This window comes from Methylacidiphilum kamchatkense Kam1 (genome assembly GCF_007475525.1).
GTDB classification, from domain to species: Bacteria; Verrucomicrobiota; Verrucomicrobiia; order Methylacidiphilales; family Methylacidiphilaceae; genus Methylacidiphilum; species Methylacidiphilum kamchatkense.
Map to the genome: position 1 here is coordinate 1,279,732 of NZ_CP037899.1, position 24,705 is coordinate 1,304,436.

The following is a 24,705-nucleotide window of genomic DNA, read 5'->3' on the forward strand; positions in this document are numbered from 1 at the left end:
GATTTCGGGTTCTTGGTGGAACTAAAACAGAAGAAAGAGAAGTTTTGGAGGAGTCACAAAGAAGGAGTCTTTGAGCAGTTCTTTTCTTCTTCACATAACTACTCTTCCTGAACACAAGACGCTAAAGATAGATAAAAATAACTGGCATAACTGGGGTATTTTGGTATTTTGTTTTTGTCAAAGCTTCCAATCGACAATATGCAGATATTCCTCCTGGAACCCAAGCTCAAATCGAAATTTTATGGAGAAAGAATCTTCCGAAGGATTTGTATAACAAATTTCAGAAGGCACTCGAAGCTTTTCTTCTTTTTGGTTCAATTGGTTTTCGGTCAACGCGTTGCGCCGGTTCCTTTCATCCAGAAAGTTTACCACAAAGCAAAAAAACCACCCCAAAATCTTAAAGAGTATCAAGAGATTTTGAATACATATGATGGTTTTTGTTGGGGATTTTGTCACAAACCATTTCCAACGTGCAAAAGTCTTTTAGAAACGGCTCAAACAATCTTAAAAGATAAATTTAGAAAAAAATATTCTGCAAAAAAAAAATGGTTCTCCCCTAGGTTCAGCTAATCCTAGACAAGCAAGCGCTGTTTATTTTAGACCTATCCAAATTAAGGATCAGTATCATCTTTTACTATTCGAAGCACCACACGATAAGATTCTGAATGAAAAAATAAACAAGAAATATCCAAAACCTATATTAAAAGAATATATTGACGAAAAAAATAGTATCTTTTGTCAATGAGGATTTCACCCAAAGGAAAAAAATATGCGCTGCTGATAAATAAAGATTCTTATGCGCCTATGCAAAGAAAGGCTTATCATGAAGATATTTATATTCAGGAACCTGCCTATTATCCATTAAAGGCAGAAAAGAAAACTTTAGGGAGGACCATTATTAAGACTAAATTAAATATGAACATTCTCCAAGAACATGGCAACATGAGAATTCCAAGGACTTACAGATTGCGGCAAAGATAAAGGCTGGAATGATGCAGTCAAATGCTGTAGTTGATAATTTAGTCTTATCTTTTGGAGAATACAAGCAACTGAACAGGATAGAAAAATAAGAGATAAAATTTTGGAAAATTTCTTCTAAACAGAACAGAGCAGTGTTCATTTAAAGAAAAATTAAAAAAAAGACATGCAAGAATGTCTAAAAAGAAAAGGTTAATCTTTTTTATGAGTAAGGTACTTATATGAAAATAATTTCTTTTTCCTTATCATGGTGCATTCTCTTTTTATCTCTACTCTTAAATCCTCTCAAGGCCCAATTTTTTATAAATGGAACAACTAACAATACCACTAATTTTTTCTCTTCCTCACCTGGACCAACCTTTACCAATGGCTTTACAACTGGAAACTCCTACTTCTTTAATACACTGCCTGGACCAACCTTTACTAATGGCTTTACAACTGGAAACTCCTACTTCTTTAATACACTGCCTGGACCAACCTTTACCAATGGCTTTACAACTGGAAATTCGTATTTCTATAATTCCCCTTCTGATTCAACAAAATCTTCCACTTGGATCAATACCAGAAGCAGTTCTGGATACTTTAAAGAACACAAAGCTTCTTCTTCCTCTGCGGACTATTTTTCTCTTGGCTCGCAATTTGATGATGATAATGATAGTCATTACTATAGACAACGATTCACTACTCCTCGGTTTAACAGTCAACCCTATCACCTGTATAAATCCTACTCCTGGCACGATAGAGAGGACCCCTTCGACTTATCCTCAAGTCTAGATGATGACGAGGGATCTTGGGACAATGATGATGAAGAGGAATGAAGTTTGTGAGCTTATCTTACTGCAGCTTTAAGAATGGTTCTTTCTTTTCTGTAATACGCATAAGAAGAACCTTTGGCAAGTTTCTATAGAAATTTCACCATTGTACTCTTTTGCCTTTTAGGAAATCAAGGGGTTGTTGTATCAAGCCTTTAAACTCAAAAGTTTCTCACAAGCCAATAGACTAAATTAAAAATTCTCCTGTTGTTAAAACATAAAAAATACTATTAAACTTTCCACATCCTTTGATAGGTAGTGCTCAAGCACTTTTGTTCATCCGTTCACCAAGACCGCATATTATCATTGATGATCGACTGTTTTGGGATTCGCCTAATATACAACAAGCTTTTCATCCCTCTATATGGCTTATTAATTTAGACAACCAAAAGAAAATCACATGGCATAAGTCTTAGTTTTTTATGCATAAAAAATCTAGCCTAAGTCTATAGATCCACTATTTGGAATGTCTCCATACATCCTCAGGCTTTCCAGAAAGAGCAAAATCCAGAATTTTAGCCTATTGTATGGAAAGCCATTATTCTGGAGATATTATTAATTGGATTAACAAAAAGGAATGTTATCTTTGTGGTTCTCAAGGCAAAGTGTTGTATTCTCAACTTGAAGACAACTTTTTTATATTCCTGGAAAATGGGACATCCTCCAATGCAGCGATCCTTCATGCAATCTCCTTTGGATTAGTCCTCTGCCTCTGCCAATAGACATACCAAAACTCTACACCCACTACCATATTCATAAGCCTCAGCTTGTTTTCCGTTCTCCTTTTTCTCTAGTTTTCAAAGTTTTCTTTAGGATGTTCAGTGCTTTCCTAGCAATGTCTTTTGGAATAGCAACTGAGCAACACAAATTGCGGTATCTCTTCCTTCAGGACCAACCTCCTAGTTCCCTTTTAGAAGTTGGGTGCGGCAAAGGAAGATTTTTACATCGAATGCATAAAAAAGGTTGGTCAGTCAGCGGAATAGAAATCGACAGGCAAGCTCTTGAATATATAAAAAAGAAATACCAACTTAAAAAAATATTTCAAAGTTTAAAAGAAGCCCATTTTCCTAACGAATCCTTTGATTGGATTGTGCTCAGCCATGTTATTGAACATCTCCTTGATCCAATTACTGAGCTTAAAGAGGTATTCCAAACTTCTAAAACCTGAAGGAAAAATTATTATCCTTACTCCCAACACGCAATCAATTGCACATTGCCTCTTTGGCTTCTATTGGAGAGGACTGGAACCTCCACGTCATATCCATTTATTCAATAGTAATAACCTCAAAGTATGCTTACAAAAGAGTGGTTTTTTAGCTTTAGAGCAAAAGTCCTTCTCGGCAGATTCCCACAAAATTTATCTTTGGGGATTTATTCAAAAATATCATGCAGAGTCTCTGTATGATTATCTATTAGCCCTTTTGTTTCAATGCGAAGAATTTCGGTCAAAAAAAATCTGCGAGGCAGATGGAGAAGATCTTTTTTTAGTGGCTCAAAAAATTAATATTTTATAATCTATCTTTATATCCTCTTACCTTATTTTAAAAAAAATCCTATTGCAATTTTTTTTTATACGCTTTTAATAAACAAAATAAATACCTTAAGTAAAAGTTAAGGCGGGGCTATGTTTTTTGTTTTTTTTTAAAACGGACGTCTCAATACGTTCCAATTCTTTTTTATAACTAATTTTTTTATAAGATCCTCCTATGAATTTCTGGCAACGCAAATTATTAGCTTTACTGCATGATCCACCGTGTAAGGCTTATAACCTTAAAGAGCATCAAGAAATTGCTGATAGTTTAATTCAAAATGCAGAGCTTGATGTAAAAAAAGCAAAAACCTTTTTCTATAAAGTTTGTGATCACATTGCGGCAGCAGCGGATCGTTTGATTTTCCCACGTCCGTCTATATTAAAATCTCCTTTTCATGGAGACAAAGATTCTCCTTACCATCATACACTGGGAGAAGGTACACTAATATTCAAAAATTCAATAACTCCGGAAAAAGCAGAAGAGATTATTTCTAGCAATCAGCCAGTAAACTACGATTATGAATCAGTAGAGGACCAATCTTTTGATGGCTTTGAGAAAAGAATAGGCAAGGATTGGGCCAAATTTTTTATCCATTGGCGACTTTGGAAAAAATTTGTTTCTAAAGAAGACCCTCATCTTGTCTTTTCACCAGCCGATACTCGAATCCCTGATCATACAATCTGGACGCATTGCTCTATTACTAGTGCCCTTCAAGGTTGTACAGAGATTGAACTCGGAGAAGCTGACTATCAGATCAAGTTTCAATTTCAACCTGCTTTTCTTCTTTTCCAACTTGGTCCAGTTCAAGAATTTATAGCTCAAGCAAGGACTACCAAAGACTTATGGAGTGGCAGCTATTTATTTTCCTTTTTGGTAGCACATGGCATCAAGGCGGTCACGGATCGTTTGGGACCTGACTCTATTATATATCCGGCCCTTTTAGACCAACCTCTATTCGATTTTTTGCATAAAGACGAGCTTTATTGTAAAGTCAAGACTCTTAATGATAATAAGAATTTGTGGGAGGAAGAAGTAGGTAAGCTTAGCTATAATTCCCAAGTTTTAACTCCAAACCTTCCAAACCGATTTCTTGCGCTAATTCCTTATAATAAAACCGATATAATCACAAAGGCCATAGAAGAAAAAATCAGAGAAGAGCTTAATAACATTAGTAACGCATGCATCAAGTATCTGAAAAAGAATGAAATTTATTGGGACGAAAGGATTGAAGAACGATGGAAAGAACAGCTTCAATCCTTTCTTAACTTTTCTTGGCAAGTCTATCCTTGGAAGAATATAGAAACAACAATGTGGTTGTTGAAGCAACTACCGTTTGAAGATCATTCCGCTGATAATCTTAATAAAGTTTACGATCTTTCCCGCCGTATCCCAAGAAGCGATTTAGACCCTCGCAACTACAAAAACGAGAATGGGGAGATTCAATTTGATACTAAAAATCGTCCGATTATTGACAATCCAGGGTTTTGCTGGTCTGCACATTATGCTCTCACAGATTTTCTTCTGGCTGGAAGAAGAAATACCCGGAATTTCTCTTTTTTTGGAGATCCAGAAAAATTGCATAGCCGCAGTGGGGTGCCCAAAGACATGTATTCGGGTAAAGAGGAATGTATTGGTGATGAAAAATGGCAAGATACTTTGTATGAGAAGCTACCCAGAAAGTTCAAGGAAAATGAAAGACTGGGAGCCATTAATATTATCAAAAGGATCTGGGATGAAGCTTATTTAAAAGAAAAACATCACCTTAGCCACGAAGGTTTTGATTCAGTACCCGATGTCGCAGCCTACTATTGGGGCAAAGAAGAGCTAGAGAAATGCACCGATAATGATACTAAAGCTAAAATAGATTCTTTCTATGAGTTAATTCAAGAAGCTTTTAATAAAAAAGATAAAGAACAGGCAAAAAAGTTTCTTATAGAAGAAAGTCCTCGCCTCTTTTTTATTTCTGAACTGAAACGCGAAATCAAAGAAAACAAAACGAAAAACGAAGCTTCTTTGCATTTAGAAAAAAATCTACTTGGGTCTCTCAAAGAGATTCAAAGCCGTCTGCAGTCTGAGCCTACTCCTTACATTGCTATTTTAGCTATGGATGGGGATTCGATGGGAAAGTGGCTTAGTGGAGCTAACGCCCCGGCTTTTAAATTTCAGCTTTCCAAGGAAGCCAAAGAGTATTTCGAGAAGAATAATGATTTAAAGGAGATCTTAGATGTCAAAAGGCCTTTATTCCCAAGTTATCATATTGAATTAAGTACCGCCCTTGAAAATTTCTCTGTTTATCTTGCTCCTTACATAGTAACAGCATATTACGGACAGCTAATTTATGCAGGTGGTGATGATGTCTTAGCTATGCTTCCTGCAGAATATGCCTTAAGCTGTGCCTATGCTTTAAGAAAAGCGTTTCGAGGAGATCCTTCGCTTGTTGATGATAAATTGTTTAAAGGAGCACTGCCTGCACCCAAAAATCAATGGGGTTTTGTTAGTTTAAATGGGGAATGGGAAGGATGGAAAAGAAAAATTAATATACCTCGAGAATACCATCTCATCACCATGGGTAAAAATGCGGATATCTCGGCTGGTATCGCCATTGGACATATTCATAGTCCTTTGCAAAACTTGGTTGAAGAGGCTAGAAAAGCTGAAAAAATCGCAAAGCTTTCTCCTGATAATAAAGGCTACGGGAAAAAAGCTTTCGTCGTGAGTCTTTTCAAACGCTCAGGAGAAATTATTCAATGGGGATCAAAATGGGATCATCCTTCCCATACTCATTCAGAAGAAATAGATTCAGAAGAAATAGATCTTCCTTTGCAAATTCTTACCAAGCTCGAAGAGCTTTATAAAAAGAAAAAAATTTCTGGGAAGCTTCCCTATAGAATCTCTGAATTAACCTCTCCTTATTGCCTAAACAAGAAAAATGATGACCAGCTAGATGACGACATAAAGCAAGTCGTTAAAAACGATATTTCTTTTGCCCTCGATCAACACTTTTTAACCAATAATGAAGAAGACATAAAATTGAAAGAAGATCTTTTTGATTCTCTAACTCAATACTTAGAAAACTGCAGCAGATTAAAAGATTTTCTTGGTCCACTCCATACCTTTGCATTCTTCAAAAAGAAAGGAGATGTTCTGTGACGACTTTTGATCTTATTCCTTTTGACACCTGTTTTTTTCGGGATAACAGGCCTCTATCCGCTGGCAGCAGCTATGGCCGAGGCGCTCGTTGGCCACTACCCATGACAATTCATTCAGCTGTGCGATCTGCTTTGCTTTCCCTTTCTGGTCTAACGCCCACATCACAAACAAATGGATTTTCTCGCCATGGTCAACCTCAAGGGAAAATTGGGACCGAGGCCTATAACTGGATTCATACTATTGGGCCTTTTCCTGTTGACTTAACAAACAACAAAGTTTATTTTCCAATTCCACTAGACCTTTCCTTATCGCATTATCCCACAGGAAACTCATCAATTAAAAGATTCTGCTTTTTAAAACCATTCAATCCGAAATTTGAAAAATCAGATCTATTAGAAAAATCAGATCTATTAGAAAAATCAGATCTATTAGGAAAATCAGATCTACCCGCTCCCCTCCAATATCCTGTAGTTTCTCAAACTAGCCCTTCCAAAGACAAGCTTCCAGAATGGGTTCCTTCTGGGTTCTATGCAAACTATTTAGAAAACAAAGAACCCACCTACCAACCAACTGAACCACTTTGGGACTCAGAATATAGAATTGGAATAGCCATTGATGCTGCAAGTCAGACTGTTAAAGAAAGTCAATTCTTTGCCGCAGAACATCTAAGACTTAGAGAAGGAATAGGATTGCGATTGGTTATCAATGATCCTCCTACCCACAAACCTAGAAATCAAAAGGAAGTTCCAGTGGAAACTCTAGTTGATACTACGATCAATATTGGAGGAGAAGGTCGATTTTTTAGGATCAAGAAAGCAGAAACACTTCAGCCGCTTACAGACGAAACAATAGAGTCTACTACTCTACTGAAAACAATAGAGTCTACTACTCGACTGAAATGGGTTTTAATCAGCCCGGCAGTCTTTCGTCAAGGATGGCTTCCAGGATGGATTAATGCTCAAAAACAAGAAGAAAATGTTGCCCTACGGGTAGTGGATAAAGAAAAAAGGCGTGAGTTCCGTAGACAGCGTAGGGACAATCCTGAGTGGAAATACAATCCTGAAGAAGATACAGCCTTACCTATCAAAGCAACTCTTGTAGCCGCTCGAATAGGAAAACCAATAGTGATTGGTGGTTGGGAAATTCTAGACAGAGGACCTCGTCCTACTTTATTGGCCGTTCCAGCAGGATCCGTTTATTACTTTGAAACAAAAACTACAGAAGATACCAAAAACCTTTACCTTGCTCTTCATAAAAGATGTCGATCGGATTACTTGGGGGAAAAAGGCTTTGGATTTGGGCTGTGTGGCATATGGGATGATTGGAAGTTATAAGAAACAGAAAGGGAAGCATGTCCATGAATGTCATAATAAAAGCATTTTCTTGGGGGTCTTTTATACTAAAAACTTAAAAGCAGGAGAAAAAGCAATGGATGATACAGCAATCATTTATTTTTTTACTCGTACCCCATTACACATAGGATCTGGGGGATCGGTTGGAGCCATCGATCTGCCCATTATAAGAGAACGACATACGGCATTTCCAATTATTCCTGGCAGTGCGATAAAAGGAGTCTTCGCTGATGAATGGGTCGAACCGAAAGTAAAGAAAGTAAATAGTAATGAGGAAAAGGAATATATAAGAAACGAAGAAGGAAAAACTCTTTTCGGAACAGGGGCAGACGAAGAGGCAAAGGGAGGGGTTCTTCAATTTTCAGAGGCAAAGCTACTCTTTTTCCCAATTCGATCTCCTAAGGGCTGTTTTGGTTGGATAACCTGTCCGCTGATTTTAAACCGTTATGCCCGAGATACTGGTCTTAATTCCCCTTTTGACCACCCTTCTTTATCTGATAATCAAGCTTTGTTCAAAAAAGATGGTTTATTGGCAATAAAAGAAGGCGAAAAAGACAAAGTAATTCTTGAGGAATATGTCTTCGAACATGCCGGTGAACTTCCATCAAATATTGACTTGCTTAATCACTTGAGAACTTTGATATCTAAGGATCCTATTTGGGAAAAAATAGAAGACCGGGTCGTTATCATAAGTGATGGAATGATGAGCTTTTTCACCCAATCAGCCTGTGAAATTGCTCAACATGTCAAAATTGATGATAAAACAGGAACTGCTGAAAGTGGCGCCTTATTCAATCAGGAGAATGTCCCATCAGAAACCGCCTTTTATTGCATCGTCCGGAAAAGTGCATTGAGAAGCCTAGACAATCTTGAGAAGGATCCATTCGATCTTCTTCAGGAAAAAATTATTGAGAAAAAAATATTTCAATTTGGAGCAGATGCTGGGACCGGTCTTGGATATTGTACTACAGTTTTTTCAAAGTTATCTAAAAAAGGAGAAGAGAGCAATGAACAATAGTTCAAACCTCGATCTGTTTCGTGCTACACATGCTTTGGAAAAAGCAAAATCTCTTAGAAAAGAAAGCGTTAATCGGCTGCCTGGACTTATTATAGCCAATGGATTGTTGGCTACACTTGCTTTTGTTTCTGAAGAGAAGGACGAAAGAGAACCTCTTCGCAACGCAATGGATGCAGTAGCTCATTACCTTCTCAAAAGAAAAATTATCACTGCCAAGGATAATAATAAATCCTTAGCCGAACAAATGCTGGAAGATCTTACTAAAAGCCCATCTTCAAAACTCCAACAGGCCACTTATGAAACTCTTAAATACCTTTCTTATCTTAAACGCTTTGCCAAGAAAAAAATCTGATTAACGGATGGAATTTTAACTCGTTGTTTTATGAATACTCAGTTGTTACTTATTGAAGAAGTAAAAAATGCCCTTTCAACTGAAATAGAATCTCGCTCTCTTTTCCTCGAGAAATACTTCAATCCAAAACTAACAAAAGACGATCGCAAACGCCAATTTATTAAAGCATTTAAGATTAAAAATAATCAATTGATGGAAAAGAAACTCTTTTCTTGGTGGGAATTTTGTAATCAATTGCCACAAGTTAGTCTTATTTATGCCCAACTAAGATCCCGATTAATGGTCAATATGGCTGGAGGAGTTTTAGAAAATGCTGGATTATGCTTAGACCGATTTGGAATCCCATATATTCCCGGTAGCGCCGTCAAGGGATGTGCACGAAGAATGGCAATAGAAAAGCTTCTAGAAGCTACTGATGATGAAAAACCCACGCTTCTAAGTGAAATTGCACTTGTCTTTGGATGGACTTCTTCTGATTGGGAAGAAAAACATAAAGATTCATCCGATTTTTATTATGGATGTCACTCCCAACTCTCTCTTGTAAGAAAGGCTGCAGAGATTTTATTGGAAACTTTCTCTATCCCGACTAGAAATTCTGATACCTTAGAACAACTTCTTGAAAACATTCCCAATTATGCAGGAACTGTCCGCTTTCTAGCCGCCTACCCTATTCCAACTGAATTCTATCCAACAGCTGAAAAACCAAAGCAAACAGGAGACTTAGAATTAGACGTCATTGCGTGCCATCATCAAAAATACTATGCCCAAGACCAAGAATATTCTAAAGCTTGGGATACAGAAGATCCTATCCCAGTATTTTTCCCCGCTATAAGTCCATTTCATATCTTTGTTTTTTGTCTCCAATCTTCTCAAAGGGCTAGTGAAAAAGCAAAAAAATTAGCTGAAAGCTGGCTTCAAGAGGGTTTGGAAACTTTAGGAATTGGAGCCAAAACGGCTGCCGGCTATGGGTGGTATCAAATCTGTACAAGCCAAGTAGAAAAGAAAATTCAAGAAAAGAAAGAAGAAGAAAAACAAAAAGAGGCAGCAAAAAGAGAAGAAGAAGAAAAGAAAAAAGAGAAGAAGAAAAGAAAAAAAGAGAAGAAGAAAAGAAAAAAAGAGAAGAAGAAAAGAAAAAAGCAGAACTAAAAGAGATTGAAGAACTTACAAAAGGGATGAGTCCAGAAGAAAAGGAAGCTTTTATCCTTCATAGAAATACAAATGACCAGCAGTTCAAAGATAAACTCCTTAGTAAGTTCAATAAGACAAATGACTCTGAAAAGAAGATTTTTTACATCTGCATAATAAAATTTAAACAAAATGTTTGGGAAGAGATTAAAAACATGTCTCAAAAAGGTTCTAACAAAGAAAGAAAAAAGTGGGGGCCAATCGTTCAGGAGTTATATAGAATGGCCAAAGAAAGAAAGGAAAAATTGCCATGATTTTGAACAAATACAAAATTGAATTCATTACTCCATGCATTTGTGGGGGTGCAGAACCAGAAGAAAGAGCGGAAATAAGAATCCCATCTATTCGTGGCCAATTGCGTTGGTGGTTTAGAGTACTTGGAGGCTTTAAAATCCTTTCAGAAGATGTACGCGAACAGGAAGATATGATTTTTGGATCGACTACAAACAATCCTTCAGCTTCAAAGTTAATCCTTAGGTTATCATCACCCTCAAACATACTTTCAGAAAAAATGAATGGAACCGATCTTGGAGCGGATCGTGCTTATCGTGCTTCTGTTCCTTTTCCTCTAAGACAACAAAAAGATAGACGAGTTATCAAAAAAAATACAGCATTTGAATTATCTATTTTCTGGAAAGGAAGAAAAGAGCCATTCCAAAAAACAGATGAACTAAAGGAAAGTATCGATGTATTAATTTCTATTTGGGTGTCTCTAGGTGGTCTTGGATTTATGTCCAGAAAAGGATTTGGAGCTTTGACCTTTAGTAGAGAAAGTTATCCACCCCACGACCTAAAAACAGCGCTTAGTTTTTTTAAACACCCAGAAAACATTCTAATTAAAAAGCTTAATAATGATACTTTTACTGATTCTAATTCCGCTCGTGTGTCTTTATGGAAGTGGTATAAAACGACAAGGGCATATAAATATAAGGAATACATTAAAAATGACCGCGAAGCTGGACTGGCTATTGCCAATAATAACAAATGGGAGGGGAAAGTGTATCGACCTGCCTTGGGTCTTCCAATCATTCAACATTTCTCTAAAAGAAACATTAAAAATAATATTAATTGGTACCCTAGACCAGACTCTAAAGGTCGATTTGCCTCTCCAATCCTTTTACGTCCTTTCAAATCAATAAAAGGATATCTTGCACTGGTTATTTTCATCGAAGCGCTAAAATGGCCAGAAAACAAAAAAGTCTATATAAACTCTATAGGAACAGAAGTGTCTCTTGATCTTTATAACAAAATAAAAAATGACAGTCAATTATCTGAGTTTAACTTCTTATGAAGCATCAACTTTCCTTTCTCGGGAATGGTAAGTATAAATCGACACAATATTGCTTTCCTAACAATTAAACATATGAAACAAAATTCCAGTAGCATTAGCTTCTTATATTAAGCCTGATACTATTAACATGGCCCTTACTGAAGATATTGAAAAAGGGGATAACTGGAATGAGCTCCAAAAAGAATTTTCTGACAAAAATCTTTCTTATGAAATCATTAAAATTCCAACTGGGAAAGAAGAAAATGAACTTTGGAAAATTTTTGAATCAATCACAGAAAAGATTCCACATTGCTCAAGTTATTTCCACTTCTCCCAATCTGATTATCAAGCTTGGAAAATTACAAAGAGGCATCAAACCAGAGACGGTAGTTTTGCCTCAACTTCTGGTGGAAAAAATCCAATCTTTGGTTTCTTAAAAATGCTCTTGAACAAAGAAAAAGAAATCATTTTGTTGGCCGTTGTTGGCACCTCTCCTGCTGTTATTCCTGAAACCATCTGGGCATTAGCTCATGAATCTCCGCCCTTATATCCTCGTTTTATTGATATAATTACAACAACTATCGGGAAAAAATCTATCGATTCCGAATTGCTCAGATCAAAATCAAATTCAAAGCCAATTTGGGAAGAATTTAGAGAATGGTTGATTACTGAAAAAGCTATAGATAAAAACTTCATCATCTTAAGGGATATTAAAATTATTTCCTCTCCCCTTTTATCCCAAGGCAAGTGCGTAGAATTAGAAGATATTCGTTCGATTAAAGATAATGAAGAAGCAGCCGATTGTATTCTTGAAGAGGTCAGAAAAATCACAGAAAATCCAGACACCCGTCTGATCGCTTCGGTTGCAGGAGGAAGAAAAACAATGGGCATTCTTCTCTACAGCTCTGTTTCTATGCTTGGTAGAGAGGACGATAGACTAACTCACGTACTAGTCAATGAACCTTACGATGACCCACGGCTTCAACCAAAGTTTTATTTTCCGCAACAAAAAGAACAGCTTCTAAGAATGCCGTCTGGCCAAGAAGTCTATGCAAAAGATGCTAAAATTGAATTAGCTACCATTCCCTTTGTAAAATTCCGTGAGCTTTTTCCTAAAGAGCTTGGAAGATTTCCAGGTCGTTTTACTGATCTTGTCTATCAATATTCGAAAGAAATTAAAGAGCTTAACCCCCAGCTGGATTTTGATTATCAAACGGGTGAGCTTATTATAAATGAAAAGAAGATTCAGCTCCATGGCAGAGAACTGTCATTCTTTGCATTCCTTTGGGAAAGAAGAAGACAAAAGCTTCCCCCTATAGAAAGCCATAAGGAAATAAATGAGTACTTTCCTTCTTTTTTAAAAAAATGGGAAAAAGAAAATCCACAGTTAAAGCACCTTCTCAAAGAATGGAATCCTTGTCCTGACGATTATAGGAAATGTTTAAGTGTCCTTAGAAAAAAATTAAAAGACGCAGGCTTGGGAAAATACTGTCAACTATTCTTTCCAATAAGAGGAAAAGTTGGTCTTCCTTTAAAAAATGAAAAGTTTTAAAGGGGAGGATATATGAGTGCCAATAAAAACATTTTTTTGTGTACTCTAGGTGTAACATGGCCTGTGGTAATGGAGGCAGCAGATTATCTATCTTCTTGGGATGAAATTCACTGTTTGACAGGAACGGGTCCCAAAATTGAAGGAAATTTTGAAAAACTTTTCTCTTACTTCTCCAAAAAGGATTGTATTTTTGGGCTATGGCAACTCAAAAATTTTGATGAAATCAAATCTAATGAGCAAATCCAATTTTGTAATGAAACTATTTTTCGGTGGTATTTGTATCATCTGAACAAACATGGACTACCTTATGCTTGTATTGCTGGAGGTTTTAAATCGATGGGAGCTGTACTTCACAAAGCAGCTTCTAATTTTGGTTCCAAAGGGATATTCCATATCCTTATCAGAGGAGTAGTAGAACCAAAGGATGAAGAAAGTTACGAACAAGCAAAGAAAGAAAAGAGGATTTTTTACGTAGAACTTGGAGAGGAACCTGGTTTTGAAGAACTGCGTCAGCTCGATCCTAACATATATTCCTTAGACTCTTTTATACAAAATATACAAAATAAAGAAAGAAATATTTACCACTATCTTCTTAACGATTCGCATAAAAAAACAGTTTATGGGAAGAATGTAAAAAGACCTTAGAAAATCTTTCATTAAAAGCAAAAGCTTGGGATAAGAAAGAAAATCTCCCTTTCTCTATCCTTGCTATTGCTAATGATAAATACATAGATTGGTTGAACCAACCTATAGACCCTAAGAAAGATATAGATTGGTTCAAGCAACTGCCAAAGATAGATTTGCACTGTCATCTGGGAGGCTTTGCTACCCATGGCATCCTTTTAGAAGAAGTTAGAAAACAATCAAAAAACAGTTCTCAATTTTCCCCTCCTCCAGATTTTCCTGAGGGTTGACCTAGACCAAAAAAAGAAATAGGCCTAGAAGCTTACATGAAATTAGGAGATGCTAATGGATCCAAACTTCTTAAAGAGCCAGGATGCTTAGAAAAACAGTGTCAACTTCTTTACGAAGAGTTATGCAAAGATGGTGTTATCTATGCTGAAATACGTTGTTCACCCAATAATTACGCAGATCCCACGAATAATCGATCCGCTTGGGTCATCTTGCAAGAGATAAGAGAACATTTTCAAAAGGCAATGGATAAAAAGAAAAAAGAAAATCCAGAAGCATTCTGTCAGATTAATCTTATTATTATTGCTGATAGAAAAAGCCCCAATCTTTCATCCCTAAGCCGCCATCTCTCTTTAGCTATAACCGCCAATCAACATTTTCCTTTAAAATGGGGGAATTGTGCGGTTGTGGGAGTAGATTTGGCAGGTTTCGAATCCAAAAAAACAAGGGCTGAACTTTTTTCTTATGATTTTACCCTCATCCATCGCTGCGGCATAGCTGTCACAGCACATGCAGGAGAAAATGACGATGCCGAAGGAATATGGCAAGCTATTTTTAAACTCCATGCTAGAAGACTAGGCCATGCATTAAGTTTAAATAACTCACAAGATCTTTTAAGAACAGTTGTCGATAGACATATTGCTATTGAAATGTGCCCATATGCTAATTTTCAGATTAAAGGGTTTTCTCCGATGGAAGGGAAACCTTCATATCCCGGGAAAAATATTTTAAAGGAATTTATGCAGAGCTTCGAAGCCTTTTAGCTTATTACCACACTGATGATTTAAGTAAATATAGCGGAAAAGAAATAGATATTAACATAGCTAAAATAGCGCTTGATTATGTTGAGTCTTATTTCAATAAGCAAGTAGACATTGAAAAGCTAAGGGACAGGGCAATAAGAGCAGAATACCTAGACATAAACGAGCTTTACTGCTCTTTCATAGAAGAGAATATTATTGCAAATAGAGTAGTCGCATTTAGTGCAGGTTGGTTAAAGGATAGAATCGAAGAATGCAACATGAAAGTAGAAACTTCTTATAACAAAATCATAGATATTTTAAAATCAAGACATCCTATTTATGGAGGATTTGTAAAAGTTGCTGCTCATGGGATTGTGTGGGTGAAAAATAAGTATAAAGATGAAATAGAAAAAAGACAAAGACAATATCCTCTTTCAGAATCAAAGCAGATAGTAAAACATATTAGGAAAAGATCTTCTAATACAAGAACTTTAAAATCCGTGTTTATGGAAAATCCCACTGAATCGTTCACAATAGATAAGCTTATGCAGCTTACTGGGAAGAATAGGCATTCCATAAATACAGAACTTTATCGACTGAAAAATCATCTAGAGAAAGTTGGAAGAGGAGTTTACAGGTGGAAGAACTAAAGATTAGTGACAAACAATACATGAACTTATGGCTAGCGGCAGTAATTGCCATTAGCCAGTTTGAGTGTGAGTTTGATAAGGAAGGGAATGTAGTGAGCGAAGACGATCCTGATGACCCAGGAGGACTAACGAAATATGGGATAGACCAGAGAAGTCATCCCGATGTGGATATTAAGAACCTAACCTTTACCTGCGCAGTAAAGATATGTGTGGATGAGTTTTATAGGTATAATCTTCATAAGCTGCCTTTTAAGCTTTGTTTATTCCTTGCAATCATGGGGATGAATGTAGGTTATGAAACTGCCTATTAAATTCCTACAGAAAGCATCTGGAGTAGTGGAGGATGGAATAATAGGAGAGATGACTTTGAAATTCTGTTATAAAGTGAATTTATTTAGGCTGCTTAGCTTATTTGAAGCGCATTATAATGAACTTATCATACGCTCAACTTACAAGAATGGATATTCTTAGGATCATTTCTCATTCAATTACTGCTGCTTTTCTTCCTTTCGAAGATCAAACCAAACTAAAAAAAGAAGTTGAAAATAAATTACAGAGACTAATCAATCAAAAAAGCTTGTGAATTAAATTAATGTTGACGTCAATCCATGTCTTTTCTTTTTCGAATGAAAAACATTTTTTTTATAATCCTTAAAAAAATAATAATTGATTATGCCTTCTGCCTATTTACTTCAAACTTATACCAAAGTTTCTCTCTATTCGGAAAGGCTCCAAGTCGTCAGTCAAAATGAAGAAACTGGTTCAGAAGAAGTCATCAGAGAGATACCCCTAAGAGAACTGGAAAGACTGGTTCTAGATCAAACTGTCTCAATAACCACCCCTGCCCTTTGTGAACTATTGGTCCGTAATATTCCAATCTCGTTTTTGAGTTTTAATGGACAAATCTTAGGTGGATTCCTTCCTCCTTCGAATTCTCATGGGTTATGGAGACAAAAACAGTATCAAAATAGCCTTGATCCTAAATCAATCCTAATTTTTTCAAAACAGCTAATCAAAGGCAAAATTTATAACCAAAGACGGTCTCTACAAAGGCTAAGCTTAAATAGAAATATTAATATAGAAAATGATCTTCAATGGCTTAACCAAATCCTTTTCAATGTATCCTCAGCAGCCACTGTTGACGAAGTCAGAGGATATGAAGGAGCCTCTACAGCACGTTATTTTCAAACTTGGGCTTCATTTTTGCCAAAAGAATTTCCTTTTGAGCGAAGATCCACTCGTCCTCCTCTCAATCCTGTGAATGCATGTATTTCATTTGGAGCGACTCTTCTTTATAATGAAATGACTGCCCTAATTCATCTTCATGGATTGGATCCAGCTTTAGGATTCCTGCATGCTCCAGAAAATGAAAGATGGTCACTTGCCTTAGATCTTATTGAACCATTCAGACCTGTAATTGTGGAAGCATTGGCATTGGATCTCTTTAGCCATAAAATCCTTAATCATGAGCATTTCGAAAAGAAAAATGGTGGCTGTTACTTAAATGAATTGGGAAGAAGAAAGTTTCTTACTCAATATGAAACTAGACTCGAAAGACAGTTCCTATCTGAATTTGCTGGATGCCGAACAACCTTAAGAGTTCAGCTTGATGCCTCTGTTTGTTCATTCAAAGCTGCGTTGGAAAATCCAGAAAAATTTGAGCCATTTTTAATGAATTAAGTATGCAAGATGATAATAAATCAAATACTGAAAAACAGAACGAAGATCCATCCTACTGGTGGTATGAAGCTTTTACCCCTTTTCCTAGCCGAAAAAATCCACCCGGAGAAAAAAAAATGCTCACTGTAATTGCATATGATATTTGCGATGATCGAAGACTACATAAGATAGCAAAAATTTGTGAAGACTATGGAGTAAGAGTGCAGTTTAGCGTATTTGAATGTTATTTAGAAGAATCAGAGCTAGAAGAACTATGGGAAAAACTTCTTTTGGAAATCGATCCTAAAGAAGACAGAATTGTATCCTACAAAATTGATGCTAAAATGGCAAAAGAAATAAAAACAGCTGGGACCATGGTATGCTCTGAAAAAGTGATCTGCTTTTTAGTATAAAATATATTGCAAATTATAAAATTTCTTAATATAGTTAAGAGCATTTGCAAAAATAATGACGGTAGTTTTTTTGAAAAAATTTCCAATTTAGGTATTGGCTCATGTCCCTGTAAAATAGCGTTGCCAATACCTAATAATAACTATTTATGTTGAATAATTTATTATTTTTGACCATTTTTTATTAAATTTGAAGCATAAAGTGTGCCAAAATAAATCATGCATCAATATCGGAATGGGCTATATTATGTTCATAATCAATATATTAGAATATCGCAGTCAGATTTAGAGATGAAGCCGAAAGGCAATTGAGACATTTTTCACAGAAATATTTACCGAAGCAATTTTCCTTAGTCAGATTTAGAGATGAAGCCGAAAGGCAATTGAGACCACTAATTTGGAAGTGACAAATAGATAATCTTGCCCAAGTCAGATTTAGAGATGAAGCCGAAAGGCAATTGAGACATAGTGATAGCGCTTAAGTGATTAGCAATAGCCTGCATGGTGTCAGATTTAGAGATGAAGCCGAAAGGCAATTGAGACAATATCTTCAACAAGACCAGCTTGATCAGGTGTTTCTATCGTCAGATTTAGAGATGAAGCCGAAAGGCAATTGAGACGATATTCCAGTAACCTTGCTAAATCATGCTCTTTCTCTGGGTCAGATTTAGAGATGAAGCCGAAAGGCAATTGAGACCCCTGTCCCAAATTTTTCGATTGTTCTTATAATTTCTCCAAGTCAGATTTAGAGATGAAGCCGAAAGGCAATTGAGACCATCTAATCGTTCAGCTTCATTACTTTTCCCAAACCCTGTCAGATTTAGAGATGAAGCCGAAAGGCAATTGAGACAGTTATCTTCATAAAACCTCCAAGGTTTAGGGTTTTTCTTGTCAGATTTAGAGATGAAGCCGAAAGGCAATTGAGACCTTGAATCGGGATATAGACCCAATTAATCGGGGGCAAGTCAGATTTAGAGATGAAGCCGAAAGGCAATTGAGACGATATTCCAGTAACCTTGCTAAATCATGCTCTTTCTCTGGGTCAGATTTAGAGATGAAGCCGAAAGGCAATTGAGACCCCTGTCCCAAATTTTTCGATTGTTCTTATAATTTCTCCAAGTCAGATTTAGAGATGAAGCCGAAAGGCAATTGAGACCATCTAATCGTTCAGCTTCATTACTTTTCCCAAACCCTGTCAGATTTAGAGATGAAGCCGAAAGGCAATTGAGAAAACAGAAACTTTTTCCTCCATTAAATTACACAACACGAGTCAGATTTAGAGATGAAGCCGAAAGGCAATTGAGACCTTCTGATGACTTCCTCTGGATTTTTTCCAGTAACATTCCAGTCAGATTTAGAGATGAAGCCGAAAGGCAATTGAGACGAAGGGAAAGGAATTCGCTTAGATAACACAGTGGAAATTGTCAGATTTAGAGATGAAGCCGAAAGGCAATTGAGACATCCATCTACAATTAATTGCATTGTTTACGCTTATTTTCAGTCAGATTTAGAGATGAAGCCGAAAGGCAATTGAGACCTTCCATCAATAGCAAGACTAACGATTGCATCCTTTAGTGGGTCAGATTTAGAGATGAAGCCGAAAGGCAATTGAGACTGGGTCGTTTGGTACTTGCTGCAGAGACTTGGACAACCGAATAAAGACATTACTGGATGGGTGCTCCCCGAGAAATGTTGCCTCATTGAAGGCTTACCCTAAAATGAAGCTATTTGATTCAAGTACATGTGTATCCCGGTATCCTTCCATACCCTAGGATGACAGAATGAGCAGCGCATGGAGCGTTTGCTCGAATTTCCCGAAGTGACTTACACTAAGTAGTCCCGGCACTTAGCCAAGAAAAAGCTTGTTAATAGACTATCTTATTTCTAGGGAGGAATTCCCCTACCCTCTCCGGGGGTTCTTTCATAATGCAGTGTGCCATAATCTGAAAGGCTACTTCCATCTCCTAGGGACTCGGCTACGGAAAGAATATTCGGCACCCCTAGAGCCCTTTGATCCAACAATAAAAAAGGCACTTGAGCTTTGTTATAAAACTCAAGCATTCTTGTACTAGAGTTTTCCTCAGCCCAAGGATCTTCAAATGCCATAACTAGCAACGAAGTAAAGGCAATTGGGACAAGTAAAGACATTCTTTTTCTTGTCTTGACTCTCATTAATTGTCAGAACTCGAAACAAAGCCGAAAGGCATTTGAGACGACTTAGTTATTTTTCCCTGTCAACCAAACAAATAAATAATCAGGGCTAAAAGCGAAGCCAAAAGACAAATCAAGGTATCTTTTGAAAGTGTCTAGATGCAAAGAACATTGACAAGGAGAACTAGGATGTAGGGCGCTTTTAACGTCAATGTGGTTTATAAGACAAATAACTATCCTTTCCTACCCCCTATTCAAACCCTGCCTAAGAAATTATGAAAAAAAACGTTTCATTACTAAGCACTAATGGCTTATAACACTTCAAGTCCATTGCAGAATAAAAGTGCAAATGACACAAACCCAGCCTGCAACCATTCACGGTAGAATAAAAACCATGAACTTAATTAGGTGGTCTATGGGTGTTTTAATCATCCCTGCTCTAAGAATGCTTTATAGAAAAAAACACTTTTCGCGGTATTTAGCATTTATTAATTTGTTTAGCTCTTGCATTTCACTAACACACCACCCGCATTAGTCGCACTATTCCTGTAGTTTCTCAAGACCTACGACAGTGGTAACCTATATCGACTCCCATTGCTTGGACTGCAAGACTCTTACTGATCTTTCCTATGGCCAATGTTTAAGTTTTGTTTTACATCATTTCGAACTCAAAATCCAACAGCTCCATTCAATTCAAGGATATCTTTTTCTTTTATTATTCTGGTTTCTAAGGTCTACAGTCAGCAAAAGCTGTCTTGATTTTTCAATCAAGTAGTCCTTCCTGAGGATCAACTTGAACAATATTCTTGTCATCATATTTTTGAAATTGCATCCATATCACTCACTATTCATTACTTTGGTATCTCTTAAGGTTGAATTGTGTATGGTAAGATTTTTTTCCAATAGCCTGATTAACAATTCCAGATTACTAATTAGCCAACTTAAGTGTTAGGAACCCTATCGGTCTAATCAAACGAACAGCATCCTGCTCCCCTGTAATTCCTTTACAGGAAGCTTGAAATTCGTCGCTTTTCTCTTCTTCGTTTAAGAAGTTCGTTTTATATTTTTTTATTCCTTATGAAAGAAAAGCTTGAAGATCGCTATCTAGAAAGAGAAAGAAACGCGCTTTGTGACGAACCGCTTGAGACTTTCCTCACTGCCACGCTTTCTTCTTATCCTCCTGAAGGACTACCGACTGAGAGTCAACCAGCCTTGGTTTTCTCATCGGAAGGAAAAATCTCTGAGTTTTACAGACTAAAAAAAGAAGAAAAGCCTTGGGAATATCCTCTTTATGGTAGTCTGGTTGCTGCCGGCTTTCCCAATCCGGGTGACGATTATCTAGAAAAAAGTCTGAGTCTAGACGAACTTCTGGTTAAACGGCCCTCGTCCACTTTTTTTGTTAGAGCCAGCGGATACTCAATGGAAGGAGAAGGGATTCGAAACGGCGACATTCTAGTAGTCGACAGGGCTGAAACGCCGAAAAACGGATCGATTGTGATAGCGGCTATCAATGGAGAGCTAGCAGTTAAGAAGCTGCGGATAGAAGGAGGTAGAGCTTGGCTACTGTCGGTGCCACACCATCAAGAAAGCAAAGCTTTTCTATAGAAATAAAAGAGGAAATAGAGCTAGTGATTTGGGGAGTGGTGACCGCCGTCATTCACAAGGTTTGTTAGCATGAACAAACAAAAAAGGTTCGGCCTCATCGACTGCGATAACTTTTATGTATCCTGCGAACGGCTGTTTAATCCTTTTTTGGAAGGCAAACCGGTGGTGGTGCTTTCAAATAACGACGGTTGTGTTGTCTCCAGATCCAAAGAAGCTAAAGCCCTGGGGGTTCCGATGGGAGCTCCTTTTTTCCAGTGGAAAGAGTTTTTTCAATCCCATAAGCTGATAGCTCTTTCGAGCAACTACACTCTCTATGGGGACATCAGCAGCAGGGTCATGGAGCTTGTTGAAGCCTCCGCTCCTTTGGTAGAAGTGTACAGTATCGACGAGGCTTGGGTGGATCTAACGGATAGCCCCTCACCCTATGAGTATGCAAGCGAATTAAGAAAAAAAATCTGGAGATGGACTGGCATTCCCGTAACCATAGGCATTGGGCCTACGAAAACGCTAGCGAAAGTCGCTTCAAAAATTGCGAAAAAAGCGGATAATCTGCGAGGAGTCAATTTCCTTGCTAACGAGGATCAAATAACTGCAGCGTTGAGCACCATAGCAGTAGAAGATGTCTGGGGATAGGCCACAAGCTAGCTGCAAGACTAAAAGAACTTAAGATCCACAGTGGTCTTGACCTGAGGAATGCGGATCCTTTCCATATAAGAAAACTATTCTCCGTGATGCTAGAACGAACGGTATGGGAACTAAGAGGGGTAAGCTGTTTTGATTTCGAAGAAAACGCCAAACCTCCAAAGCAGATCCTTTCATCGCAGACTTTTGGAAAAGCTCTTTTTCGACTGGACGAGCTACAAGCGGCTACGGCTAATTTTGTGAATGAAGCCGGAGGGAAGCTCAGACGCTTCGGTCTAGCCGCTGGAAGCATGACAGTATTCGTCAGGCATGGGTCTTTTCCTGGGCAAGTGACCTCAGCAACTCTTCGGTTTATAGAGCCAGTGGAAGATACGATCACTCTGTTGGACAAAGGAGAAAGTCTTCTCCAGTCCATTTATAAACCCAACAGAACCTATACAAAATCAGGCGTGCTTCTTTTCGATCTTCAACCAAAAGGAAATCGTCAGCTCGCTTTCTGGTCAAGCAAAGAGGAAAAAAAAGAAAAATTACGCACTCTTTCCCAACTTTTGGATGATTGGTCCATGGGTAGAAGCAAGCCAGCCCTGAGGGTAGGAACGGAACTGTTCAGCGAAAATTGGCGGCTGCGAGCAGAAAGAAAAACCCCTAGATACACAAGCAGATGGAAAGAAATTCCAACAGTCCGAGCCTAAACTCTGGAAAATTAAGAAATTAGCGTTTTAGGCGCTTATAGCTCGCTGCAAGAAAATCCCCTACCTCTTAAAAAATGGATGATAACAGCCCAGACAGGGCAAAAGCAGAATAAGTCAACAAGGTCTGCTTCTATAAAAAAGGCAGGCAGAAGCTGTACAACGAAAAAAAACATCATGAGATTCAGTAAAGACAAAAGGCAATGTAGAGCATATTGAAGTAGGCAACGCAAGGATCGGGTCTGAATAGCAAAAAGAGGATTTAGAAAAAAGAAGCTAACCTGTCTGTAATTATAGCCAAACAGAGTATGAAGTTTACAATTATATCAGAAGATCAGCAGAGGAATTACCTACTTTGTTTGCAGCCGTCCTCTTTAAAAAGGGGCCATGCTTGATCGCGTAATGTGAAGCCTGTAAAAGAGCAAGATAAGATGGAAGGGATAGAAGCAGTCTTGTATTCCTTTTAGTAAAGGATACGACCATGCTATCTTTCCTAGTAGGCAGCCAACCCATGCGTTGCCTGACAAGGCTAATAAGAATGCGTATCCTTAAGTCCTGCAAGAAGCAGAAAGTTATCAGGCCTCTATAATAGTTTTATTCCCATAACCCAAACTTCACAGCAGATAATATAACGAACTCAGCAAGGCAGACACGGAAATGATGATTAGTCATTCAATCAATTTTTTTATTAATCAATTCATTGAACTGTCGCCCCACTTCCATCAGCTTTTGAGCATAATGCATTGGCGTATGATGAGCTAAAACATATTCCTTTGCCCTATTGCCCATTTTTATAAGTTCAGATCGGTTAAAAAGAGACATTTTCAAGATTTCTTCCAACTCTTTTTCAGCAGACTCCGGATTAAGCTTGAAAACGCAGCTATTGGGCAGTTCTGCATACCAACCTACATTTAGAACTACCGCTGGCTTAGACAAAAGCATTTGATTAAGCAGCGAACTAGACGTTTCTCCCATTGTCGGATCCCTTAAGGCAATGCAGAGATCCACGCATGAAAGAATCTCCTGCACTTTTTCAGGCTCCTGATATCCAAAGATCTTCACAATGGCTTGCAGCTTATATTTTTTCGCAAGGCTGTGAATATTATACCAAAAGAACGTCCCTCCAACGATCCAGTATTCCATATGGTTTTGCAGCATGGGATTAGATTGCAATACCTTGAACACCAGTTCATAGGCTTTGTTAGGTAGCACATAGCCGAAAGTAGCTGCGATGAGTTTAGGTCTATCCTTTGGCACCGAAAAGCTATACGGGTTAGACGGCAAAGAAACCAAAGTCTCCTCAGGCAACGTATAAGGAAGATCAATCTTAACGACCGGTTTTGACAAGAACTTCTTTTTAATGTTCTGAAGCGCAAAATCAGAATGGACGATCAGTGCAGAAGCCTTTGAAATGACCTCTTCATTCATTGGATACCAAAGGATAGAATGATCCACATAAATTTTTTTTAAAAAATTCAAGATGACCGTACGTCCATCTGCCACTGGGTGTGTTGTGAGCAAATCCAAAGCGTATAATTCTTTGAATTTTTCTAGGTAGCCTGAAAAATTTCTTTTTTCGATTAAATAATAACCAGCGTAAAAGAACTGCAGCACGTAATCGTGCAGAATCACTATCCCAGGATATCTCAACAACAACTCGTAAGCATAAGAATGAAAGCGAAAATCATTACTCATGTTAAAGAAGACTAGATCACAGGCTTCCACTTGCTCCAACAGTCTCCAACTGATCCGAGACTTTTCAACATACCGAACAACCTGACAATCCCTAGCCAAGGATTCCGTTGGCCAATAATCTTCAACATATAGGATGAGTTTGGAAAATTTCTTTAAATAAGTCAGAACATTACGACTAAAATCAGCAATCCCAGATTTTTGCGGAGGTAAAGGACTAAACCAAGCGATTTTCACCTATGTAAGTTTTTCCAATGCAATTATCTCCATCTTGCAGATGAAACACAACAATTTCTTCTTAGGAATAATCCTTTCGGTTTTTTTTTTTTCTTACCGTCAACTGGAGAAAAA

At 37.5% G+C, this 24,705-nt stretch carries 24 protein-coding genes and 1 CRISPR repeat array; of the genes, 21 read left to right on the plus strand and 3 right to left on the minus strand.

What is annotated here, in order from left to right:
- Positions 1-177 precede the first annotated feature (177 nt).
- Positions 178-372, minus strand: a complete 195-nt coding sequence (locus tag kam1_RS06055; protein WP_143958313.1) for a hypothetical protein — start codon at positions 370-372, stop codon at positions 178-180.
- A gap of 827 nt (positions 373-1,199) precedes the next feature.
- Between kam1_RS06055 and kam1_RS06060 the strand changes: the two genes are divergently transcribed.
- The 18 genes from kam1_RS06060 (at position 1,200) to cas2 (ending at position 17,578) form a co-directional block, all read left to right on the plus strand.
- The gene (locus tag kam1_RS06060; protein WP_039720734.1) at positions 1,200-1,796 is read left to right on the plus strand and encodes a hypothetical protein; all 597 of its coding nucleotides are present in this window, start codon (positions 1,200-1,202) and stop codon (positions 1,794-1,796) included.
- 521 nt (positions 1,797-2,317) lie between these two features.
- A complete protein-coding gene (locus kam1_RS06065) occupies positions 2,318-2,512 on the plus strand; it encodes a hypothetical protein (protein WP_143958314.1) in 195 nt (64 codons plus the stop codon).
- Positions 2,513-2,625: 113 nt separating this feature from the next.
- Entirely contained in the window at positions 2,626-2,958 is a 333-nt protein-coding gene (locus tag kam1_RS06070; protein WP_039720732.1) for a class I SAM-dependent methyltransferase, read from the plus strand.
- A complete protein-coding gene (locus tag kam1_RS11260) occupies positions 2,891-3,304 on the plus strand; it encodes a methyltransferase domain-containing protein (protein WP_370657532.1) in 414 nt (137 codons plus the stop codon). The genes kam1_RS06070 and kam1_RS11260 overlap by 68 nt, the downstream gene beginning before the upstream one ends.
- A gap of 192 nt (positions 3,305-3,496) precedes the next feature.
- Entirely contained in the window at positions 3,497-6,472 is a 2,976-nt protein-coding gene (gene cas10 / locus kam1_RS06075; RefSeq protein WP_039720730.1) for a type III-B CRISPR-associated protein Cas10/Cmr2, read from the plus strand.
- A complete protein-coding gene (gene cmr3 / locus kam1_RS06080) occupies positions 6,469-7,806 on the plus strand; it encodes a type III-B CRISPR module-associated protein Cmr3 (RefSeq protein WP_039720729.1) in 1,338 nt (445 codons plus the stop codon). The genes cas10 and cmr3 overlap by 4 nt, the downstream gene beginning before the upstream one ends.
- On the plus strand, positions 7,790-8,842 hold the full coding sequence (gene cmr4 / locus kam1_RS06085) for a type III-B CRISPR module RAMP protein Cmr4 (protein WP_039720728.1): 1,053 nt from the start codon (positions 7,790-7,792) through the stop codon (positions 8,840-8,842). Before cmr3 ends, cmr4 begins: the two co-directional genes overlap by 17 nt.
- Entirely contained in the window at positions 8,832-9,194 is a 363-nt protein-coding gene (gene cmr5, locus kam1_RS06090; protein ID WP_039720727.1) for a type III-B CRISPR module-associated protein Cmr5, read from the plus strand. The genes cmr4 and cmr5 overlap by 11 nt, the downstream gene beginning before the upstream one ends.
- A gap of 30 nt (positions 9,195-9,224) precedes the next feature.
- A complete protein-coding gene (gene cmr6 / locus kam1_RS06095) occupies positions 9,225-10,340 on the plus strand; it encodes a type III-B CRISPR module RAMP protein Cmr6 (RefSeq protein ID WP_143958315.1) in 1,116 nt (371 codons plus the stop codon).
- A gap of 26 nt (positions 10,341-10,366) precedes the next feature.
- Positions 10,367-10,633, plus strand: coding sequence for a hypothetical protein (locus tag kam1_RS06100; protein ID WP_039720725.1), 267 nt, complete (start codon positions 10,367-10,369; stop codon positions 10,631-10,633).
- Complete coding sequence (gene cmr1, locus kam1_RS06105; RefSeq protein ID WP_039720724.1) at positions 10,630-11,670, plus strand: type III-B CRISPR module RAMP protein Cmr1; 1,041 nt, start codon at positions 10,630-10,632, stop codon at positions 11,668-11,670. Before kam1_RS06100 ends, cmr1 begins: the two co-directional genes overlap by 4 nt.
- Before the next feature lie 127 nt (positions 11,671-11,797).
- A complete protein-coding gene (gene csm6, locus kam1_RS06110; RefSeq protein ID WP_039720723.1) occupies positions 11,798-13,201 on the plus strand; it encodes a CRISPR-associated ring nuclease Csm6 in 1,404 nt (467 codons plus the stop codon).
- Between the two features lie 12 nt (positions 13,202-13,213).
- A complete protein-coding gene (locus kam1_RS06115) occupies positions 13,214-13,846 on the plus strand; it encodes a CRISPR-associated ring nuclease (protein ID WP_039720722.1) in 633 nt (210 codons plus the stop codon).
- 287 nt (positions 13,847-14,133) lie between these two features.
- Complete coding sequence (locus kam1_RS06120) at positions 14,134-14,877, plus strand: amidohydrolase family protein (protein WP_276507674.1); 744 nt, start codon at positions 14,134-14,136, stop codon at positions 14,875-14,877.
- Between the two features lie 257 nt (positions 14,878-15,134).
- Positions 15,135-15,506, plus strand: coding sequence for a hypothetical protein (locus kam1_RS06125; protein WP_039720719.1), 372 nt, complete (start codon positions 15,135-15,137; stop codon positions 15,504-15,506).
- Positions 15,494-15,817, plus strand: a complete 324-nt coding sequence (locus kam1_RS06130) for a glycosyl hydrolase 108 family protein (protein ID WP_039720718.1) — start codon at positions 15,494-15,496, stop codon at positions 15,815-15,817. Before kam1_RS06125 ends, kam1_RS06130 begins: the two co-directional genes overlap by 13 nt.
- A 361-nt stretch (positions 15,818-16,178) precedes the next feature.
- Positions 16,179-17,186, plus strand: a complete 1,008-nt coding sequence (gene cas1, locus kam1_RS06135) for a CRISPR-associated endonuclease Cas1 (protein ID WP_052250399.1) — start codon at positions 16,179-16,181, stop codon at positions 17,184-17,186.
- Positions 17,187-17,188: 2 nt separating this feature from the next.
- On the plus strand, positions 17,189-17,578 hold the full coding sequence (gene cas2, locus kam1_RS06140; RefSeq protein ID WP_052250398.1) for a CRISPR-associated endonuclease Cas2: 390 nt from the start codon (positions 17,189-17,191) through the stop codon (positions 17,576-17,578).
- A gap of 275 nt (positions 17,579-17,853) precedes the next feature.
- Positions 17,854-19,190: a CRISPR direct-repeat array (repeat unit 37 nt; unit sequence GTCAGATTTAGAGATGAAGCCGAAAGGCAATTGAGAC).
- 269 nt (positions 19,191-19,459) lie between these two features.
- Here cas2 and kam1_RS06145 read toward each other — a convergent pair.
- A complete protein-coding gene (locus kam1_RS06145; RefSeq protein ID WP_039720717.1) occupies positions 19,460-19,723 on the minus strand; it encodes a hypothetical protein in 264 nt (87 codons plus the stop codon).
- Positions 19,724-20,803: 1,080 nt separating this feature from the next.
- On the opposite strand from kam1_RS06145, the gene kam1_RS06150 reads away from it, so the two are divergent.
- From kam1_RS06150 to kam1_RS10645, 3 genes are all read left to right on the plus strand, one after another.
- Positions 20,804-21,331 carry a LexA family protein gene (locus kam1_RS06150; protein ID WP_216363789.1) on the plus strand — a complete coding sequence of 176 codons (528 nt, stop codon included), beginning with the start codon at positions 20,804-20,806 and terminating at the stop codon, positions 21,329-21,331.
- A 69-nt stretch (positions 21,332-21,400) separates the two neighbouring features.
- Positions 21,401-21,964 carry a Y-family DNA polymerase gene (locus tag kam1_RS10640; protein ID WP_244945985.1) on the plus strand — a complete coding sequence of 188 codons (564 nt, stop codon included), beginning with the start codon at positions 21,401-21,403 and terminating at the stop codon, positions 21,962-21,964.
- Between the two features lie 98 nt (positions 21,965-22,062).
- A complete protein-coding gene (locus kam1_RS10645) occupies positions 22,063-22,665 on the plus strand; it encodes a DinB/UmuC family translesion DNA polymerase (protein ID WP_244946194.1) in 603 nt (200 codons plus the stop codon).
- Positions 22,666-23,334: 669 nt separating this feature from the next.
- Here kam1_RS10645 and kam1_RS06160 read toward each other — a convergent pair.
- Positions 23,335-24,591 carry a glycosyltransferase gene (locus kam1_RS06160; RefSeq protein WP_039720713.1) on the minus strand — a complete coding sequence of 419 codons (1,257 nt, stop codon included), beginning with the start codon at positions 24,589-24,591 and terminating at the stop codon, positions 23,335-23,337.
- Between the last annotated feature and the right edge of the window lie 114 nt (positions 24,592-24,705).

Excerpts from the sequence above, each read along its gene's own strand:
- kam1_RS10645 (WP_244946194.1), top strand. The coding sequence starts at position 22,063 with ATGCTAGAACGAACGGTATGGGAACTAAGAGGGGTAAGCTGTTTTGAT.
- kam1_RS06100 (WP_039720725.1), top strand. The coding sequence starts at position 10,367 with ATGAGTCCAGAAGAAAAGGAAGCTTTTATCCTTCATAGAAATACAAAT.
- csm6 (WP_039720723.1), top strand. The coding sequence starts at position 11,798 with ATGGCCCTTACTGAAGATATTGAAAAAGGGGATAACTGGAATGAGCTC.
- kam1_RS06115 (WP_039720722.1), top strand. The coding sequence starts at position 13,214 with ATGAGTGCCAATAAAAACATTTTTTTGTGTACTCTAGGTGTAACATGG.
- cmr6 (WP_143958315.1), top strand. The coding sequence starts at position 9,225 with ATGAATACTCAGTTGTTACTTATTGAAGAAGTAAAAAATGCCCTTTCA.
- kam1_RS06060 (WP_039720734.1), top strand. The coding sequence starts at position 1,200 with ATGAAAATAATTTCTTTTTCCTTATCATGGTGCATTCTCTTTTTATCT.
- cmr4 (WP_039720728.1), top strand. The coding sequence starts at position 7,790 with ATGATTGGAAGTTATAAGAAACAGAAAGGGAAGCATGTCCATGAATGT.
- cas1 (WP_052250399.1), top strand. The coding sequence starts at position 16,179 with ATGCCTTCTGCCTATTTACTTCAAACTTATACCAAAGTTTCTCTCTAT.
- kam1_RS10640 (WP_244945985.1), top strand. The coding sequence starts at position 21,401 with ATGAACAAACAAAAAAGGTTCGGCCTCATCGACTGCGATAACTTTTAT.
- cas10 (WP_039720730.1), top strand. The coding sequence starts at position 3,497 with ATGAATTTCTGGCAACGCAAATTATTAGCTTTACTGCATGATCCACCG.
- kam1_RS06070 (WP_039720732.1), top strand. The coding sequence starts at position 2,626 with ATGTCTTTTGGAATAGCAACTGAGCAACACAAATTGCGGTATCTCTTC.
- kam1_RS06125 (WP_039720719.1), top strand. The coding sequence starts at position 15,135 with ATGAAAGTAGAAACTTCTTATAACAAAATCATAGATATTTTAAAATCA.
- kam1_RS06150 (WP_216363789.1), top strand. The coding sequence starts at position 20,804 with ATGAAAGAAAAGCTTGAAGATCGCTATCTAGAAAGAGAAAGAAACGCG.
- cmr1 (WP_039720724.1), top strand. The coding sequence starts at position 10,630 with ATGATTTTGAACAAATACAAAATTGAATTCATTACTCCATGCATTTGT.
- kam1_RS06145 (WP_039720717.1), bottom strand. The coding sequence starts at position 19,723 with ATGTCTTTACTTGTCCCAATTGCCTTTACTTCGTTGCTAGTTATGGCA.
- cas2 (WP_052250398.1), top strand. The coding sequence starts at position 17,189 with ATGCAAGATGATAATAAATCAAATACTGAAAAACAGAACGAAGATCCA.
- kam1_RS11260 (WP_370657532.1), top strand. The coding sequence starts at position 2,891 with ATGTTATTGAACATCTCCTTGATCCAATTACTGAGCTTAAAGAGGTAT.
- kam1_RS06065 (WP_143958314.1), top strand. The coding sequence starts at position 2,318 with ATGGAAAGCCATTATTCTGGAGATATTATTAATTGGATTAACAAAAAG.
- cmr5 (WP_039720727.1), top strand. The coding sequence starts at position 8,832 with ATGAACAATAGTTCAAACCTCGATCTGTTTCGTGCTACACATGCTTTG.